Source organism: Isoptericola sp. NPDC055063, from assembly GCF_053608125.1.
Genome location: NZ_JBSGUW010000001.1, coordinates 269,178 through 287,344 on the forward strand (window position 1 = coordinate 269,178; position 18,167 = coordinate 287,344).

General features: G+C 74.1%; 11 protein-coding genes. 8 read left to right on the plus strand and 3 right to left on the minus strand.

Annotated features, from left to right (window positions below; genetic code table 11):
* Positions 1-28: 28 nt before the first annotated feature.
* Positions 29-6,709 carry a DUF3320 domain-containing protein gene (locus ACWF41_RS01220; protein WP_380317752.1) on the minus strand — a complete coding sequence of 2,227 codons (6,681 nt, stop codon included), beginning with the start codon at positions 6,707-6,709 and terminating at the stop codon, positions 29-31.
* A 214-nt stretch (positions 6,710-6,923) separates the two neighbouring features.
* Between ACWF41_RS01220 and ACWF41_RS01225 the strand changes: the two genes are divergently transcribed.
* Together ACWF41_RS01225 and ACWF41_RS01230 are read left to right on the plus strand one after the other, a co-directional pair.
* Positions 6,924-8,795 (plus strand): hypothetical protein, encoded by a 1,872-nt coding sequence (locus tag ACWF41_RS01225; RefSeq protein WP_380317749.1) that lies wholly within the window; start codon positions 6,924-6,926, stop codon positions 8,793-8,795.
* An 80-nt stretch (positions 8,796-8,875) separates the two neighbouring features.
* The gene (locus tag ACWF41_RS01230) at positions 8,876-9,787 is read left to right on the plus strand and encodes an HNH endonuclease (RefSeq protein WP_380317746.1); all 912 of its coding nucleotides are present in this window, start codon (positions 8,876-8,878) and stop codon (positions 9,785-9,787) included.
* Here the strand turns inward: ACWF41_RS01230 and ACWF41_RS01235 are convergent.
* Positions 9,742-10,884, minus strand: coding sequence for an FAD-dependent oxidoreductase (locus ACWF41_RS01235; RefSeq protein WP_380317743.1), 1,143 nt, complete (start codon positions 10,882-10,884; stop codon positions 9,742-9,744). The genes ACWF41_RS01230 and ACWF41_RS01235 overlap by 46 nt on opposite strands.
* A gap of 117 nt (positions 10,885-11,001) precedes the next feature.
* Here ACWF41_RS01235 and ACWF41_RS01240 point away from each other — a divergent pair, with 117 nt between their 5' ends.
* The 4 genes from ACWF41_RS01240 (at position 11,002) to ACWF41_RS01255 (ending at position 14,178) form a co-directional block, all read left to right on the plus strand.
* Positions 11,002-11,304, plus strand: coding sequence for a putative quinol monooxygenase (locus ACWF41_RS01240; RefSeq protein ID WP_380317740.1), 303 nt, complete (start codon positions 11,002-11,004; stop codon positions 11,302-11,304).
* Between the two features lies 1 nt (position 11,305).
* A complete protein-coding gene (locus tag ACWF41_RS01245; RefSeq protein WP_380317737.1) occupies positions 11,306-12,472 on the plus strand; it encodes an FAD-dependent monooxygenase in 1,167 nt (388 codons plus the stop codon).
* A 106-nt stretch (positions 12,473-12,578) separates the two neighbouring features.
* Positions 12,579-13,181 (plus strand): DUF6318 family protein, encoded by a 603-nt coding sequence (locus tag ACWF41_RS01250; RefSeq protein ID WP_380317734.1) that lies wholly within the window; start codon positions 12,579-12,581, stop codon positions 13,179-13,181.
* Position 13,182: 1 nt separating this feature from the next.
* Complete coding sequence (locus ACWF41_RS01255) at positions 13,183-14,178, plus strand: hypothetical protein (protein WP_380317731.1); 996 nt, start codon at positions 13,183-13,185, stop codon at positions 14,176-14,178.
* A 97-nt stretch (positions 14,179-14,275) separates the two neighbouring features.
* Here the strand turns inward: ACWF41_RS01255 and ACWF41_RS01260 are convergent, their stop codons facing one another.
* Positions 14,276-16,024: a glycosyl hydrolase family 28-related protein gene (locus ACWF41_RS01260; RefSeq protein WP_380316762.1), complete on the minus strand. Its 1,749-nt coding sequence runs from the start codon at positions 16,022-16,024 to the stop codon at positions 14,276-14,278.
* A 216-nt stretch (positions 16,025-16,240) separates the two neighbouring features.
* Between ACWF41_RS01260 and ACWF41_RS01265 the strand changes: the two genes are divergently transcribed.
* Positions 16,241-16,666, plus strand: a complete 426-nt coding sequence (locus ACWF41_RS01265) for an Hsp20/alpha crystallin family protein (RefSeq protein WP_380316765.1) — start codon at positions 16,241-16,243, stop codon at positions 16,664-16,666.
* Between the two features lie 153 nt (positions 16,667-16,819).
* Positions 16,820-18,070, plus strand: coding sequence for an NAD(P)/FAD-dependent oxidoreductase (locus ACWF41_RS01270; RefSeq protein WP_380325229.1), 1,251 nt, complete (start codon positions 16,820-16,822; stop codon positions 18,068-18,070).
* Positions 18,071-18,167 lie beyond the last annotated feature (97 nt).

Below are 18,167 nucleotides of genomic sequence, written 5' to 3' on the forward strand. Positions count from 1 at the left end.
CCCACGCCCCGTGGCGCGGCGGGGACGGTCACACCGCGACGACCCGCCCGCCGCGCTCGGCGAGCACGCCCTCGCGGACGGCGGCGGCGAGAACCCCCTCCAGCCGGTCGCGCACCTGCGCACCGAGGCGGACGACGCCGAACGTGCGCGCGGTCTCGCGCAACGCGTCGGCGGCGGACACGCCGTGCGCGGCCCGCACCACCGCGACCATCGCGTTCCGCAGCTCCGGGTAGGGGACGTCGGCGATGTCGCGCTTCGCGCCCTGCTCCGGCGCGCGGACCATGTCATAGGCGGCCGGATCCACGCCGTCGGGCCAGACCACGACGTCCCCGTTGGCGGCCTCGCGCGCCAGCCCGCGCGGCACCAGCCCGACGAGCTGCACGCGCCGCGACTCCCGCAGCCGGGTCAGCCCGAACCGCGCCGCGACGACCCGCGCGAGCCGGTCCGCCAGGACCGGCCCCTCGACCCGCACGACGTCGGCGATCTCCGCCCGGACCCGGGCGCGGGCTCGGGCGCCGTCGTCGTCCAGCAGCAGGGCGTCGTGCCGCGCCTTCGCGTCTGCGGGGCGGAACGTGGCCGACGGTGTCGCTGACGGCCCCTCGGACGGCGCAGCGACCGGCCTCGCGACCGGCGTGGCGACCGGCGCCGTGGGCACCGACCGCACGGGCACCGGCTCTCTCGCACTCCCCGCAGGAGCGACGAGCGCAGGATCGGCAGACGCGGGATCGACGAGCGCGGGGGGAACGGCCGCGGTGGCGGCGGGCGGCGAGGCCCCGGCCGGCGGTCCGACAGGCGGCGCGAGATGCGCGCCGTGGGCGTGCACGCCACTGGCCCCGGGGCGCGTCGGTTCCTGCCCGGCGGGCGGCGCCCCGGCGGCCGCGGCGACGACGGCGGCGACCACCGGTTCGCGGTCGCGCGCCCACGTGGGCAGCCAGATCCGCTCCACGCGCGACCAGCCCATGCGGCCGGTGAGCACGGCGGTCGGCAGGCCCTCCCGGTCCCCGACGCTGCTCCGGGCCGCCCACACGGGCCCGTCGAGCATGACCGCCACCCAGGCCAGCCCCGGCTCGGCGCGCACCGCGAGGTCGACGGTGAAGTCGGACAGCCCGACGCCGGTGCGCACCTCGAGCCCGGCGGCGCGGAGCGTGGCGGCGACGTCGTCGAGGTGGCGGTCCCGGGCGCCGGCGCGCCGCAGGCCGGCCGACTCGACGCCGTCGCGCGCGGCGAGGAGGTAGTCCTTGAGGTCCGCGAGGCCGGTGGAGGTCGACGCCGTGAGGTCGAGCTGGTGCGGCTCGAACGAGCAGAACACGACGACCTTCTCCTTGGCGCGCGTGACCGCGACGTTGAGCCGCCGCTCGCCGCCGGCCCGGCTGAGCGGCCCCCAGTTGAGCGGCACCTGGCCGCGCGCGTCGGCGGCGAACGCGAGGGTGAACAGCACGACGTCCCGCTCGTCGCCCTGCACGTTCTCGAGGTTCTTGACGAACAGCGGCTCCTCCTCGCGGGTGAGGGCGGCCTCGACCAGCGGGTCGGTGGTGCGCACGTCCTCGAGCAGGTTGAGGATCAGCTCGCGCTGCTGCGTGTTGAACGTGACGACCCCGAGGCTGCGGTCGTGGTCGGCGGCGAGGAGGTCGTGCACCTCGGCGACGACGGCGGACGCCTCGGCCCGGTTGACCCGGGCCGCCCCACGACCGCCGCCCTCCCACACACCGTCGACGCGGCGCAGCGCGAGGGCGGGGACACGGTCCGGACGGGGCGGCGGCGCCGGGAAGCTGGAGAGCCGGCCCTCGTAGTAGTGGCTGTTGGAGAACGCGATTAGCGCCTCGTCCCGGGAGCGGTAGTGCCAGCTGAGCAGCAGGCGCGGCAGTCGCGACTCCACTCCCTCGGACAGGATCGACTCGAGGTCGGTCGGCACGGGCAGTCCGTCGTCCGACGGGAGGTCGTCGTCATCGTCCGGGGCGGCGGGGCCGAACATCGACGTGGGCGGCATCTGCTTGGAGTCGCCGACGATGACGACGGACCGTCCGCGGCCCATCGCCCCGATCGCCTCCGGGACGCGGATCTGGGACGCCTCGTCGAAGACGACGACGTCGAAGTCGATCGCGTCGGCGGGCAGGAACCGGGCCACCGAGGTGGGGCTCATGAGGAAGCAGGGCGTGATCTCGGTGATCAGGGAGCCGTACCGGTGCATCAACTGGCGCACCGTGAGCCCGCCACGGCGCCGACCGAGCTGTTGCCGCAGCTCGGCGACCGAGCCGACCCGCGCGTTCGGGTCGAACGTGCGGGCGCGCACGATCCGGGCCGACAGCTCGGCCGCCATCCGCTCCCGGACGTCGTCGCCCGTCGCCAGGAAGCGGTCCACGAGCCGGTCGCGTTCGGCGTCGTCGAACCCTGACAGTCCGGTGGAGTCGAACCGTTCGTCGAGGACGGCGTGCGCCACGCCGAGGCGCACCTGGTTCTCGACGTCGGGCCCGCGCAGCGCCCCGCCGCGCACGTGGTCGGTGAGGCTCACGCCGAGGCCCTCGAGCCGAGCGAGCGCGGAACGCACCCGGACCCAGCGCTGCAGCGCGATGAACGCGCCGCCCGCGGCGTCGGCGGTCCAGCGCGGCAGGTCCTGCGCCATCGCCTCGCCGCGCGGGCGGCCCGCGAACCAGCGGGCGAGGTCGTCGGGGGCGGCACCGAGGACGCCGACGAACGTCGCCCACGCCGCGCCCAGCCGGCGCACGGCCGCCCCGTCGGGGACTCCCCCGGCCGCGGCGTCGCGCAGCAGCTCGCCCGTGGCGGCGTCGGCGGCGTCGCGCGCGGCGGTGGGGTCCCCACCCGCCGCGCCGAGCATGGCGCGCAGGTGCGCCGCGACCTCCAGCCCGTACAGCACCCGGAGCAGGGCCGCGGCCTGCGCGTCGTCGAGCGGGTTCCACGCGGGCGGGACGCCCGTGCCGGGCACCGCCGCGGCGCGCTGCGCGATGTCCCGGACCTCGGAGCGCAGCGCCGCCAGGTCCTGCAGGATGGCGGTGAGCTCCTTGACCGGGAACGGCGGCGCGGACCGCACATCGACTCCCGGCGGGAGCACCGCCGTGAGCCCCCCGAGGACGGCGAGGCGCCGCTTCTTGCGGCCGAACAGACGCCCGTCGGCCTCCCGCGCGAGGGCGAGCGCGCCGTCCAGGTCGGCGGCCAGGACTCCGGGCAGGAACCCCCGCAGCCGGGGCGTCTGCGCGGCGCGGAACGCCTCGACGTCGGCCCGCAGCCGTGCCGCCTGCTCCCGCCACGCCGGCGTCACGAGCCGCGCGGCCTCCGCAGTGGCGCGGCCCGTGCCCTGCCGGGCAGTGTCGAGCCACGCGGCGACGGCGTCGATCTCGGGTGCGGTCGCGGCGTGCATCGTGATGGCGCGGACCCGAGGGTCCGCGACGGCGTCGTCGGCCGCCGTGAGCTCGGCGAGCGCGCGCCCGACGGCGGCTCGGTCGAGCGCACCGGGCCCGGGCGGACCGGCGAGCCGCCAGGGCGCGCGGTCGGGGACCACACCCAGGTCGAGGAGGGCCGTGCCGAGGTCGCGCGCGCCGTCGTACACGTCCGCGAGCGCCACCTGCCCCATGACGACGGACTGCGGCACGTCGACCTCGCGTGCGGCGGTGCCGGCGGTGGCCTCCTCGTGCTCGAGGAGGATCTGGCGGGCCTGCCACGCCGACATGTCGACGGGACCCACCTCGTGCAGCTGGCCCGGGTAGCGGGCGAGGGACTCCGTGAGGGTGCGGTAGCTCGCGCGCAGCGCATCCCAGGTGGGCGACCCGGCGGACTGCAGGTCGAGGGCCGCGCCGATCCGCTGGCGCACCGCCGTGACGGTCTGGTTCCTCCCGTGCAGGTCGAGGCTGAGCTCGCCGAGCCCGACGCCGTCGAGCCGCTTCTTCACCACTTCGAGCGCCGCCTGCTTCTCGGCGACGAAGAGCACCTTCTTGCCCTCGGCCAGGCAGTGGGCGATCAGGTTGGTGATGGTCTGCGACTTCCCGGTGCCGGGAGGGCCCTCGAGGATGAACGACTTGCCCGCGGCGGCCCAGCGCACGGCCTCGATCTGGGACCCGTCGGCGGGGATCGGCAGGTAGGTGCTGGCCTCGGTGGACGGCTCGGCCTCGGGCGGCTCGATGCCGTCGACGTACGGCCGGCCGGGGGTGTGCACCAGGTGCTCGACGGCGGGGCGCGTGACGAAGCGGGACCAGTTCTGCCGCAGGTCGCGCCACATCTCCAGGGTGGAGAACTGCAGCAGCGCGAGCCGCGCCGTCTCCTCGACGTGGAAGGTGGTCGCCTTCGCGCGCAGCAGGGTGGTGCGCACGGACGCGAGCGCGCCGGCGACGTCGATGCCGGACTCGTCCTCGCCCGGGTCGGTCAGCTCGGGGAGCTCGAGCCCCCACGCGACGCGCAGCTTCTCCACGAGGCAGTAGTTGGGCTCCATCGTGCGGGTGTCGTCGCGCTCGAGGGAGAAGGACGTGCCACCCCGGCCGCCGACGAGGCGGACGGGCAGCAGGAACAGGGGCGCGCGGCCCTCCTTGCCGTTCGGCTCCTGCCACTCCAGGGTGCCGAGGGTGAGGTAGAGGGTGTCGGTGCCGGTCTCCTCGAGGCTCGCGCGCGCCTTGCGCTGGAGCGTGCGCAGCCGGTTCGTGTACTGCTTCTGCCCGATCGCGACGAACAGCGTGCGTTCCTCGTCGAGGATGCGCAGCAGCGCCCTGGGGTCGACGTCGGCGGCGGTGCGGGCGCCCTGGGCGCGGTGGATCTCGGCGAGCTCGTCGTGCGGAGCGAGGGTGAGGTCCTGGTCGGCAGACACGGTGTCCTCGAGCCGGGCCAGCCCGCCAGCGGGCACGTGCACGGGCAGGCTGGAGGCATCCTTGAGCTTGAGGAGCGGGTTCACGTACGTCATGTCGAGCAGCGACCGCTGCCAGCGCTCCACGCGCGGCGGCACGGGCGTGCCGGTGGCGTGGTCCGGGTGCGCCGCCGTCGCGGGGACGCGGCGCAGCGGCGCGGCCACCGTCTCCCTGACCACCTCGACGATCCGCACGCCGCCCTCAGTGCGGATCGCGGGCAGCGGCCGCACATACCGGTGCGCGGCGTGCACGTCGAACAGGTGGGACACCTGGTCGAGGTCCGCCCGCCACCAGTGCCGTACGGCGCCGCGCGCCTCGTCGAAGCCGCGGGGCGCCTCGGAGGCGCACACCGCCGTCGTCTCGACGGCGTCGAACAGGTCGGAGTCCGCCACCGTGACGATCGCGGCCGGCTCCGTCACCGTGACCGACGGCAGCTCGCTCTCCTCCGTGAGGTAGCCGGTGAACGCGTGGCCGTCGACGACGACGAGCACCGGGTGCAACCCCGCCTGCTCCAGCGCGGCCGCGTACGTGCAGGCCAGGTCGAGGCAGGTGCCGCGCCGCTCCTCGAGGACGGCGGCGTGCGTGCGGATGCGCTGCCCGGTGCCCTCGAACGACGACGGCGCCTCCACGTACGTGATGCGGCGAGCGGCGAGCGCGTCGTAGACGGCCTCGGCGATCTGGTGCACCCGGTCGGCGCCCGACTGGTAGCCCTCGAGCGAAGGCGACCCCGTGCGCGCCGCGAGCAACTCGCTCGCCTCGCCGAGCAGCGTGACGACGGCGGGGTCGTTGGGGCGCACGAACGCCGCCAGGCTCTCCGGGATGCTGACGGCCCACCATTCGTCGGCGGTGAGCAGGCGCACGTCGGCGGAGTCGCGGACCGGCACGGTGCCCGGGGTCGCGACCGTGAGGTGCAGGCCAACCGTCACCGCCTCGTCGAGCGCGACGAACGGCTCGGGGCTCAGCCGCCACGCCCGCTGCTGGGCGGGGACGTCGACCCGCGCGCCGGGCGCCACCGCGCCGACGTCGATGACCAGCGGGGCCGCCACCGCGAGGTCGCCGAGCGGGGCCACCGGGTCGATCGTCAGCGTGAGGACGACGCCGGGCACCGCCGTCGTGCCCCGGTGCGTCACGGTGACGCCCGCGACCACCGACACGCGGTTGTGCACCAGGGCGTAGTTGACCGCCTCGCGGAACTGCACCACGACGTCGAGGTCTCCCACCCGCGCGGTCAGCACGCGGATGCCCCGCGGCGGCGGCGTCTCGAGCGGCACCCGGACCGCGGGTGCCGGGGACGGGACCGCGGCGTCGGCCGCGGGGACGACGTCGTCCGCGGGGGCGGCCGCGGGCGGCGCGGCGGCGGCGTCCGGGGAGTTGACGGGCGGAGCGACGGGCGAGGTGTCGGGCGCGGCGCCGAGCGCGGCGAGCGCGGTGACCTGCTCGACGACGTCGTCCAGGCCGAGCGACTCCGCGAGGAGCGCCGTCGTGTCGAGGGCGCGATCCACCTGCGCGCCGGTCACGGTGGTGGAGTGGGCGGCCCGGTTGGACGCCTGGATGAGCTCGTCGATCCAGGCGCGCTGCGACGCGTCGACCTCGGTGAAGACGCCGCGCTCGTACCGCAGCACGCGCAGCAGCAGCCGCGGGTCGCCCGCGTCCGCGCGGTACGGGCGGCCCAGGCGCGCCGACTCCTTCGCCTCGTACAGCTCCACCCACGGGCGGCCGTGCGCCGCCGCCGACATCCGCTCGTCGACCACCGGTCGCAGCGCCCGCCCCAGGGCGTCCAGCCCGCGGACCTGCCGCTCCTTGTCGGTGGGTCCGTCCTTGCTTGCGTCCGTACGCGCGCCCGTCGCCGTGTCGACCTGTCCCATGCTGCGTTCTCCTCGTGCCGTCGGCACCGGTCCGGGTGCCACGCCCACCCCATCACCCGTGCTCCGGCGAAGCATCCCAGAGGGCAGTGACAGCACGGGGCGTGACACCGGGTGAATCTGAGGAATGTCGACGCTCCGACGTTCACATCCGACATGCTCGTGTCGGCGCCTCGTGGTGAACTGCCCGCAGGTCGACGCGGACACGGAGGATGCATTGCTGAGCTACCGCTCCTACTTCACGGTCGACGGGCAGGATGTCCTGGACGCGACGCGGTCCCAGCTCTTCGCATGGCTGAAGAGCAAGAAGTACGACGCCGATCAGGTCCTGCCCGGGACGGTGTCGACCATCGGTGCGGGCGTCGAGGCCGTGCTCACCGAGATCACTGAGCAAGACGGCTCACAGTCCACTCTCTTCCAACTTCGTGAGAAGAACGGGAGTGGAGGCACCTGGCTCACCCAGGTGATCGCGCACCAACCCGGGTCGCGCAAGCACGCCGCCTGGCTCTGGGTCGACATCGACAGCCCTGACGGCAGGAACGCCAAGGTTCCACGCCTGGCGCGCGATCTGCTGGGGGTGCTGGAAGCACGCGACGGCGGTGCGCGGCTCTCGCCCCGCGCCCACACGATCGGAGCCGATGACGTCCCGGCTCTCGTCGCGGCGATCGAGGACGACGACCGCCGCGGACCGGTGTTCGTGGCCGGCAGTGACGAGAGCCTGCCCCTGCAACCGTGGCATCGACTGGCGAGCGATCTACTCAAGGAAACCACGGGCATCGCGGCCGGCTACCTTCTCGATCCAGAGGCGACCGCTGAGTTCTCTCGTCGGGTCGGTGAGACCCACGCCGTACACCCGGGCACCCTTCGGACCTTCGCCAGGGGAGTGGACTTCGGCGATGAGATCGATGCCCGCCGGCACAGGACGCTGACGACCTCTCGCATCGTCAACGACGCGGGCCCTCGCGTCGTGCGCATCCTCGGGCAGCGCGCGCGGGACGTCACCTTGGCGCAACCACTTCCCACGCAGGCGCTGCGGGTCGAGGAGCGTCTCCTGCACCAGGCCGAGGACGACTTCCTGGAGCAGGCCAGGGTCCGTCGTGAGCGCCCGAAGCGGGCCGTGGCACCCGCCGGACCGGCCGTCGACGAAGTACCCACGCGGACACCCTCTGCAGACATGCTCCGGGCGGAGCTCCCGGTAGACGTTGAGCCGTCCACCGCGCCGGCGGCCCCGTCCGAGGTCCAGGACGCCGGGGTCGCCGCCGCGCTTTCCGTCGTGCTCGAGGAAGTCTTCGGGTCCACGTCGATCACGGTGGACGCGGTGCTCGACCTCGGAAGGGCCGCCCAGGAGGTCGCCTCACTGCGTGAGCTTCGGCAGCGGATGCGGGCCGAGAGCGACGCCCTCCAAGCGCGGATCTCCGAGCTGCGAGATGAGGTTCGCGAGTCCGGGCGACGGCTCGAGGACGAGCAGGCAGAGCATGCGGCCACCACGGAGGCGCTCGACGAGTCGCTGGCGCTCGTGCAGGCGCTACGTGTGCGGATGCAGGCACACGACCAGGCGAAGGAGGCATGGGAGCCACTTCGGGTCGAGGAGAAGCCGGAGACGGCGCCCGATTCGTTCGTCGACCTGCTGGACATGATCGACGGCCTCAGCCATGTCTGCTGGACCGGTGATGGCGACACCGCGGCGGGCCTGGACACCCAGGACCCCCTGGGCCGGTGGGCGAAGCAGGCGTGGAAGGCCCTGCAGGCCCTCGACGGCTACGTAGCCTGGCGGCTTGATGGGAACGGTGGCTCGGTCGACCACTACCTGCGGAACACCCCACAGGGAGCACCCGGATTCCCTGCCGGGCGTCATGCGCCGGACGAAACCGACAGCGTGCGGTCGACCGCCAAGTACTCGGAACCCCGAACGTTGCCAGTTCCCGCGACGATCAGCCCGGGGCGCAAGGTGTTCATGGGCGCCCACTTCCGCATCGCCCAATCGGGGATGACGTCGCCGCGACTGCATTACCACGACGCGATCGCTGTGGACGAGAAGATCTACGTCGGGTACCTCGGCCCGCATCTCCCCAGCCGGCGGACGAACTGACGACCGGCGCGCGGGTGATTTCTGGGCGAGTGCCCCGACGAACTCTTGCGGCCCCGTCTCGCCGGTGGTGAGCTCCTCCGGTGGAGTCTGCGGTGGAGGCGGCGCTGCGCAAGCAGATCATGGCGTGGGTCGGCGAGCGGGCGGAGGCCAACGGCGGCTTCCTGCGCCGCGAGGAGCTGCTGCGCGACTTCCATGTCGACGGCGAGAGGCTGCCCGTCATCGACTACTCGCGGGGCATCCGCAACCCGGCGTCGTTCGCCTCGACGCTCTCGATCGTGAGCGCCGCGAACGGGCCCTACGACGACACGGAGTCGGACGACGGCCTGCTGCACTACGCCTACCGCAAGGGCGACCCGTGGTCCGGCGACAACTCCAAGCTGCGCCATGCCATGGAGACGGGGATGCCGCTGATCCTCTTCCGCAAGGAGATGCCGAACATCTACACGCCGGTCTTCCCGGTGTACGTGGTGGACGACGAACCACAGAACCGGCAGTTCCTCATCGCGCTCGACGAGTCGTTCACCTTCCTGCGCGACCCGCGCCACCTCACCCAGCCGCAGCGCGAGTACGCCCTCCGCCTCGCGAAGCAGCGCCTGCACCAGCCGGCGTTCCGCACCCGCGTGCTCGTCGCGTACGACACCCGTTGCGCGATCTGCGAGCTCAAGCACGGCGCACTGCTCGACGCCGCGCACATCGTCCCGGACGGGCACGAGCTCGGCGCACCGACGGTGACCAACGGCCTCGCGCTCTGCAAGATCCACCACGCCGCGTACGACCAGAACATGCTGGGCGTGACGCCGGACTACGAGGTGCGCATCGCGTTCCGACTGCTGGAGGAGATCGACGGGCCGATGCTCAAGCACGGGCTGCAGGAGATGCACGGGCGCCAGCTGTCCCTGCCGCGGCGGCACCCCGACCGGCCCGACCGCGACCACCTGGCGTGGCGCTACGAGAGGTTCGGCGCCGCAGGCGAAGCGGCGTCGTCGAGGTAGCGCACGATCCGCACCACGGCGTCGCGCCCGGCGCGGTTGGCGCCGACGGTGGACGCGGACGGCCCGTAGCCGATGAGGTGCACGCGCGGTTCGCCGTCCACCTGCGTGCCGTCCATGCGGATGCCGCCGCCGGCGGTGCGCAGGTGCAGCGGGCGCAGGTGGTCGAGGGCGGCGCGGAAGCCGGTGTTCCAGAAGATGACGTCGACGGGGAGCAGCTCGCCGTCGGGCAGGACGACGCCGTCGGGCGCGATGCGCGTGAACATCGGCCGGCGGTGCAGCACGCCGCGCGCCTCGGCGGCGAGCAGCGTGGGCGTCTTGATGAGGCCGGTGACGGACACGACGCTCAGGGGCGGCAGCCCCTCGCGCACGCGGTCGGCGACCATCGCCACGGCGCGCGAGCCGTCCTCGGGCTCGAAGGAGTCGCGCCACACGGGCTCGCGCCGCGTGAACCAGAAGGTCTGCGCGACGTGCGAGACCTCCTCGAGCAGCTGGACGGCAGAGATCCCGCCTCCGACGACGGCGACGCGCTGCCCGGCGAAGTCCTCCGCGCGGACGTAGTCGGCGGTGTGGAGCTGGCGGCCGCGGAACGTCTCCTGCCCGGGGTAGGCGGGCCAGAATGGCTTGGACCACGTGCCCGTCGCGTTGATGAGCGCCCGCGCGACGACGGTGCCGCCCCGACCGCCGCCCTCCCGTCCGTCATCCCAGCGGACGAGCAGGCCGCCGTCGCCCGCCTCCTCGACGCGGCGCACGCGCACCGGCCGCACGACGGGCAGGTCGAGCTCGCGCTCGTAGTCCCCGAAGTAGGCGGGCAGCACGTCCACGCTCGCCGCCTCGGGCTCGACGTCGGGCTGCTCGATGCCGGGCAGGTCGTGGATGCCGTTCACCGTGCTCATCCGCAGCGACCGCCACCGGTGCCGCCACGCCCCGCCGGGCCCGTCCTCGGCGTCGAGCACCAGGAAGGTACGCACCCCGGGCGCCGGCGCGTCGGCGGGGACGAACCCGCGCCGCCGCAGGTGGTAGGCGGCGGACAGGCCCGCCTGACCCGCGCCGACCACGACGGCGTCGGCTGCACCCGGCATCGCCTCGATCGTCGTCATGCCTGCGGCAACGCCGCGGGCGACGGCGGGCTTCCGGCGTGGGCGTGTGGCGTCGCGCACCCGTGGGCCGATGTCCGTCCAGAACCGTGTCCGCGGCGGGGACTAGCGTCGCGACCCATGACCTACGCGAACGTTGGGACGCTCGGCACGGCCCCCGGGAGGCGCGACGAGCTGGTCGCGCACCTCACGCAGCGCAGCGCGGAGCTCGCGGACGCGGGCTGCCTGCTCTACGAGGTCGGGGTGCGTGACGACCAGCCGGACACCGTGTTCGTCGCCGAGCTGTGGACGTCGGCGGAGGCGCACCGCGCGTCGCTGCAGCTGCCGCAGGTGCAGGCGTCGATCGCGGCGGCGCGCCCGCTGCTCTCCGGCGAGTTCGGGGGCTTCGACTTCACCGTCGTCGGCTCGCCGCTGCGGGGCTGACGTGGGGCGCACGGCCGTCGTCGTCGGTGGCGGGATCGGCGGGCTCGCGTCGGGCGTGGCGCTGGCGCGCGGCGGATGGGACGTGACCGTCGTGGAGCGCGCGACGTCGCTGGACCCCGTGGGCGCGGGGATCGTCGTCGCGCCCAACGCGGTGCGGTCCCTGGACGCGCTGGGCGTCGGGGACGCGACGCGCGACCTGGCCGCGCTGCAGGGAGAGTTCGGCCTGCGGCGGCCCGACGGACGCTGGCTCATGCGCGGCCGGGCGGAGGCCCCGACGTCGCTGTTCGGCGACCGCACCCTCATGCTGCACCGGGCCCAGGTGGTCGGGCTGCTCGCGGACGCCCTCCCCGCGGGCGCGCTGCGGCTCGGCACGAGCGCCGAGGTCGTCGACCCGGGCACGACGTCGCGGCCCGCGCGGGTCGCACTGTCCGGCCCCGCTGGAGCGTTGGACGTCGACGCCGACCTCGTCGTCGCCGCCGACGGCATCGGCTCGGCGACGCGGACGCGCTGGTGGGCGAGCGCCCCGGCACCCGTGTCGGGCGGGTCGACGGCGTGGCGGTTCGTCACGCCGCCGCTGCCCGGCGTGGTCGGGTCGGAGGTCTGGGGCCGCGGGATCGTCGCGGGCGTCATGCCGCTGGCCGACGGCCGGGTCTACGTGTACGTGTCGGTGGCGGACGCCGTCGGCGTCCCCCGCGACCTGGGCGAGCTGCGCGACCGCCTGGCCGGCTGGCACGAGCCGATCCCCGCGCTCCTGGCGTCCGTCGACGACGCCTCCGTGCTGCGGCACGAGCTGCGCCACCTGCCCGAGCCGCCCGCGTCGCTCACGACCGGCCGGGTCGCGCTCGTCGGCGACGCCGCCCACGCCATGCTGCCCAACCTCGGTCAGGGCGGCTGCCAGGCGCTCGAGGACGCCGTCGTGCTGGGGGTGCGGGTCCGGTCGGAGGAGGACGACGTCGCGACGGCTCTGCAGCGTTGGTCCGCGGAGCGGCGGCCCCGCGTCCGGCAGGTGATGCGGATGTCGGCGCGCATGGCCGCCCCCACCCTGTGGACCTCGCCGGTGGGGACCGCCGTCCGCGACGCCGGGATCCGCGCCTTGGGCCGCTGGACGGAGTCGCTGAGCGCCCGAGCCCTGCGCCCGGTGATGAGCTGGCGCCCGCCCGAGGCGTGACGCTGCCCGCCACCTGCGGCGACGGAGTTATCCACAGACACCCGGGCAACCATCTGTCGTCTTGCCCTACAGTGACGCGCGACGTCACCGCCGACAGGGAGCCCCCATGACCCGCAACCGGGCCATCCTCGCCGCCACCTCCATCGCCGCGGCCGCCGCGCTCCTCGTCGCCGGCTGCGACTCGGACCAGCCCGCCGACCCGTCGCCCGAACCCACGCAGACGAGCGCCAGCCCGGAGACGCCCGCGTCCCCCACGCCCAGCCCGACGCCGACCGTCAAGGCCCCCGAACGCCCCAAGGCGATGGACGACGACGGCCCCGCCGGCGCCGAAGCTGCGGCGGTGTACTTCCTCGAGCTCGACGACTACATCATGAAGACCGGCGACACCGCCGAGTGGGAGGCGATGTCACTCAAGAGCTGCGATCGCTGCTCGGCCCGACTCGAGCAGGCTCAAGGCATCGCAAATCGCGGAGAAGCATGGAAGGGCGGCGAGATTCGAGCCCAAGTCCTTCACACATACGAGCAGGACCTTGCCACGGGAGTGTGGCCCGTCGACGTCGAAGTCAAGGTCGCGCCGGTCGAACTCACCGACAAGGACGGCAAGGTCGTCTTCAGCGAAGGTGCAAACCGAGCGAAGTCGCGCATCGAGATGACACGACAGGACAACCGATGGGTCGTTCTCGGTGTCGGCGACATCCCCGGGTCCTGACGTGTTCCCGTCGGCCGCGGTCGCGGCGTTCGCCATCGCACTGACAACCGTCACACCGACGACAGAGACCGATCCGCCTCTCCCGCCTCCGGAGATCCACGGCTTCAATAGCGACGAGTCCGACACGATGGGCGCGGCCGCCGTCGGCAATGGGTTGCGGCACCCCACGAACGGCAAGCATGAAGCCGATGCCGACGCTCCACGGGACAAGTACATCCGCGCAGACGAGACGACCTGCTTCCTCATCGCGAACACGGAGTACGTCCACGACGTCACGCACACCCCCGGCGCGTGCCCGGCGAACCGCAGAGCCATCCGGCAGGAACTCGACTGCCCGCCCGACACATTCCCCCTCGCCCCGCTGTGGGTGCAACGCGTCCGGAACGACGGCACCTACGACAAGCCCGAGAAGATCGACGACGGCCAATGCATCACCCCCGCCGACATCGCCGCCGCCGCCCGCCGCGAGTTCCGCACCATGAAGATCCCCACCCCGAAGGCCACGCTCCAGGGCAACCCACCCATGGTCGTCAACGTGCACTACCCCGCCTACACCAGCGCGGCACCCCAGGAAAGCCAGGTCACCCTGCTCACGGTCCCCGTGATCATCCGCGCCGAGCCCACGGAGTTCACCTGGGACTTCGACGACCCCCACTCCGCCGACGGCACCACCCTGGTCACCACCGACCCCGGACACCCCTGGCACACCGGCGACCCGCTACCGGACACCTCCTGGGTCGGCCACACCTACACCCGCCTCGGCACCCCCGGCACCGACCCCGGCACCCACGAGGACGAACACGGCAACGCCTACCGCACCGACGTCACCGTCACCCTCACCACCACCTGGCAAGGCGGCTTCCGCGTCCAAGGCTCCAGCACCTGGACCGACATCCCCGACACCCTCACCACCACCAGCACCACCACCCCCACCACCGTCACCGAAGCCCGCACCCGCCTCGTGTGCGACGACCTCGACGGCCACAGCACCTGCTGACCCCCAAGACCACAGCGACGTAGTACCCGGCGACGGTTCCGTCGCCGGAACCGTCACCAGGTACTACGTCACCGGGCCGACGCGACAGCCGGCAGGGTCAGCCGCCGATCTTCAGCTGCCGCCGCTGCTCGGCGTAGAGGTCGGTGACCGCGGGCGCCTCGCCGTGCTGCAGGAGCAGGGACTCGAGGTCGCCGGAGAAGTCGCGCGCGAGCCCGCTGCCCGTGCCCTGCACGCCCTGGATGCCGAGGCTGATGCTGCGCGGCGCGACGTCGGCGATCGCGACGGCGTACGACCGGTCGTTGCCGATCCGCACGTTCCAGTGTGCGAACCGCGCGCCGAAGAGCGGCCCGGACGCCTGCGAACCGCCGACGGCGTTGGTGTTCACGAGCGAGATGTCGGTGCGGACGTTCTCGTACGGCAGGGCGCGGTGGGTGTCGAAGGTGCCCTGCGCCATCGTGCCGCGCCGGTACACGTTGCCGGACGAGAGCCCCTCGACGTTGAGCCCGTGGTGCTGGGAGCCGGACGGCAGCGGCACGGTGAACTTCTCGATCTCGAAGTCCTCCACCAGGTTGTCGTGCGACTGCATCCGGCAGGCGACGTCGTGGTGCGTGGTCCGACCTGCCACGACGGCACCCGTGACGGTGTTCGACTTCGCGCCGGTGAACCCGAAGCCGAGGTCGCAGTTCTCCACGCGGACGTCGCGGGCCCAGCAGTCGTGCACCGCCTGGAAGCACACGCCGTTCGAGCCGGGGTGCTGGTTGTGCGGCGTCATGGGCAGCAGCTCGTTGCGGATGGTGAGCGCCTCGACGCCGGAGTCGTGCACGGTGGGCCCGAGCGCGCGGATCCGCGCGGGCCACTCCGGCCGCAGGTCGTACCGCAGCGGTTGCGCGAGCTGCACGAGGCGCGGCCCCAGCACCGCCTCGACCCGCACCGGCCAGGACGGGACCGCGTACTGCACGTACTGCCCGCCCGAGCCGGCGGTCAGCTGGGGCGCCTTCGTGGCCCAGTCGTACACCTGGGCGCCGGGACCGTCTCCGGCGAGGTGCTGCAGGAAGTGGGCGTCGGGCCGGTTCTCCACCTCGAGCAGCACCATGTCCCCGGCACGCAGACCGCCCGTGTCGGAGACGAGCAGCGTCCGCTGGCCGCGCGCGGCCGACGCCACGGTGGCGAGCGTCTCGCCCGGCAGCCAGCCCTCCTGCCCTGCGTAGTCGTCGGCCTCGGACTGCGCCTTGCGCTCGGGCGCCACGAACCACACCTGCCCGCCGGTCCACGACCAGCGGCTGTTGCCGTTCGACTGTCGCGCGCGCCGGTAGCCGTCGTCGAGCGGGCGGGAGAAGTGGAGCACAGTGTCCGCGGGGCCGTCCCCGCGCAGCACCACGCCGGACCAGTGCATGAAGACGGGCGCGGCGAGCAGGTACGTCCCCGCGGGGACGAGGACGGTGCCGCCGCCGCGCTCGTGGGCCGCGCGGAGCGCGGCCTCGAAGGCCGGCGCGCAGTCGGTGACGCCGTCGGCCACCGCGCCGAAGTCAGTCACCTTGGCGACGACGGGCAGCGGGCGCGGGCGCGCGCCGAGCCGATACCCGGCCTGCGCGACGAACGGCACGAGCGGGTGCGCCCCCGGCGCGGCGGCCCACTCGGCGACGAGCCGGGTGGAGTCGTCGACGACGGCCGCGTCGGCGCCGGTCGGCATGGCGTCGGACACGGCGGTCGCCGGCACGGGGGCGGCCGTGGCGACCGCTGCGGGTGACGCGATCGCCCCGGCGCCGGCGGCGGCCACGCCGCCGAGGAAGAGCCGCCGGCTCAGAGGGGAGTGGTTCGCGGAGTTCTGACCTGGTTCTCGTCGCACGTCGTGACCTCTTCGTCGTCGTCGTGATGGATGGTCCGGGGCAGCGCCACGCTCTGCAATCGATTGCAGGCCGAGGCGACAGCACGATCATGGCGAAGGCCGCAGCGCCGGGCAAGGGGTCCGCGTCGGCGCCGTCCGCCGTCGGCGAACCCGGAAATTGAGTCGGAGGCGCTCAAGTTGAACCGGTCAGCAGCAACCCACCTGGAGGAGGACAGCATGACCACCACCCTGACCCGCACCCCGTTCGCCGACGCGTGGCTCCGCGACCTGTGGACCCCGCGCGCCACCGACCTCGCCCGGACCGAGCGGCCCGTGCCCGCGGCCGACGTGTACCGCGACGGCGAGGACCTCGTCGCCCGCCTCGACCTGCCGGGCGTCGACCCGGCCGAGGACGTCACCGTCGAGGTCGAGGGGCGCAAGCTCGTCGTGCGCGGCGAGCGCAAGGACCAGCGCTCGGAGGAGTCCGAGGGCCGCCGCATCTCGGAGGTCCGGTTCGGCGAGTTCCGCCGCGTCGTGACCCTGCCGAAGGCCGTGGACGGCGACGCCGTCCGCGCGTCCTACGACGCGGGCGTCCTGACGGTCACCGTCGCCGGCGTCTTCGCCGGCACGACGCCGCAGCGCATCGAGGTCACCACCGCCTGACCCGCTCAGGCATCACCCGACGGCGTCCGGTCGCACCCGCGACCGGACGCCGTCGCGCGTCCCGCCCTCGCACCCTCGGAGCAGTCACACCTCCACCCCTCGCCTCGTCGTCACCGTGAGGAACGGATGAGGAACGACGACCGAGGAGACGAGATGTCGCACAGGACGCAGATCGTGGTGGTGGGCGGCGGGTACGCCGGCGTGACGGCGGCCAACCGCCTGACGAAGCGCGACGACGTGACGGTGACGCTGGTCAACCGACGCCCGCAGTTCGTGGAGCGGATCCGCCTGCACCAGCGGGCCGCGGGCACCCACGGCGCCGTCGTGGACTACGCGGACGTGCTGGCGGGCGGGGTGCGGTTGGAGGTCGCCACCGTCGACCGGATCGACGCGCCCGGGCGCCGCCTCGTGCTGGCTGACGGCAGCACGCTCGCCTACGACTACCTGGTCTACGCGGCGGGCAGCACCGGCGCGACGCCGACGGTGCCGGGCGCCGCGGAGCACGCCCACCCCCTGACGAGCCTGGAGGAGGCCGACCGGCTGGTCCCCGCCCTCGCGGCGGCCGGGCCAGCCGCGCGGGTGACGGTGGTGGGCGCGGGCCCGTCGGGGATCGAGACGGCGTCGGAGCTGGCCGAGCAGGGCCGCGCGGTGACGCTGGTCTGCGGCGACCTCCTCGGCCCGTACCTGCACCCGAACGGCCGCCGGGTGGTCGCGGCCGCGCTCACGCGACTCGGAGTGCAGGTGGTCGCGGGGGTGGGCGCCACGGTGACGGAGGTGACGGAGGGCGCCGTGCGGCTCGCCGACGGCCGCGACCTGCCGAGCGACGTCACCGTCTGGACCGTGGGGTTCCGCGCGGCGGGCCTCGCCGCCCGCAGCGGCCTGAGCACCGACGACGCCGGCCGCCTGCGCACCGACGAGTCGCTCACCAGCCTGGACGACGACCGCATCGTCGCCGCCGGCGACGCCGCCGCGCCGTCGGGCCTGCCCTACCGGATGAGCTGCCAGGCCGCGGGCCAGCTCGGCGCGGCGGCAGGCGAGACGGTGCTCGCCCGGATCGCCGGGCGGGAGCCGCGGCCGGCCACCGTCGGCTTCGTCGGGCAGTGCCTGAGCCTCGGCCGCGCCGACGGGCTCTTCCAGTTCGCCGGGCGCGGCGACGTCCCGGTCCGCGCGGTCCTGGGCGGCCGGCGGGGATCCCGCGCCGGAGCATGGCTCAAGGAGCTCGTCTGCCGCAGCACCGTGCTGCAGCTGGCCTGGGAGGCGAAGCGGCCCGGCCTCGTGCGGTACCCCGCCTTCGTCGGCGACCCGCACCGCCCGGCCGCCCTGCGCGACCGGGGGCAGGAGACCATGCCGGAGAGCACGCAAGGGACCACCGCGCCCGACGTCGTCCCCGCGGCCTCGGTGTAGTCCCGCCGGAGCGCGACGAGGGCGGCAGCGACGAGCACGGCCGAGCCTCGGTGGCGGTCCACCGGGGCTCGGCCGTGCGACGTCGTGGGCGGGACGG

Bases quoted from the DNA above. Each gene is read 5' to 3' on its own strand.
- ACWF41_RS01250 (WP_380317734.1), top strand. From the start codon at position 12,579: ATGACCCGCAACCGGGCCATCCTCGCCGCCACCTCCATCGCCGCGGCC.
- ACWF41_RS01265 (WP_380316765.1), top strand. From the start codon at position 16,241: ATGACCACCACCCTGACCCGCACCCCGTTCGCCGACGCGTGGCTCCGC.
- ACWF41_RS01270 (WP_380325229.1), top strand. From the start codon at position 16,820: ATGTCGCACAGGACGCAGATCGTGGTGGTGGGCGGCGGGTACGCCGGC.
- ACWF41_RS01240 (WP_380317740.1), top strand. From the start codon at position 11,002: ATGACCTACGCGAACGTTGGGACGCTCGGCACGGCCCCCGGGAGGCGC.
- ACWF41_RS01220 (WP_380317752.1), bottom strand. From the start codon at position 6,709: ATGGGACAGGTCGACACGGCGACGGGCGCGCGTACGGACGCAAGCAAG.
- ACWF41_RS01235 (WP_380317743.1), bottom strand. From the start codon at position 10,884: ATGACGACGATCGAGGCGATGCCGGGTGCAGCCGACGCCGTCGTGGTC.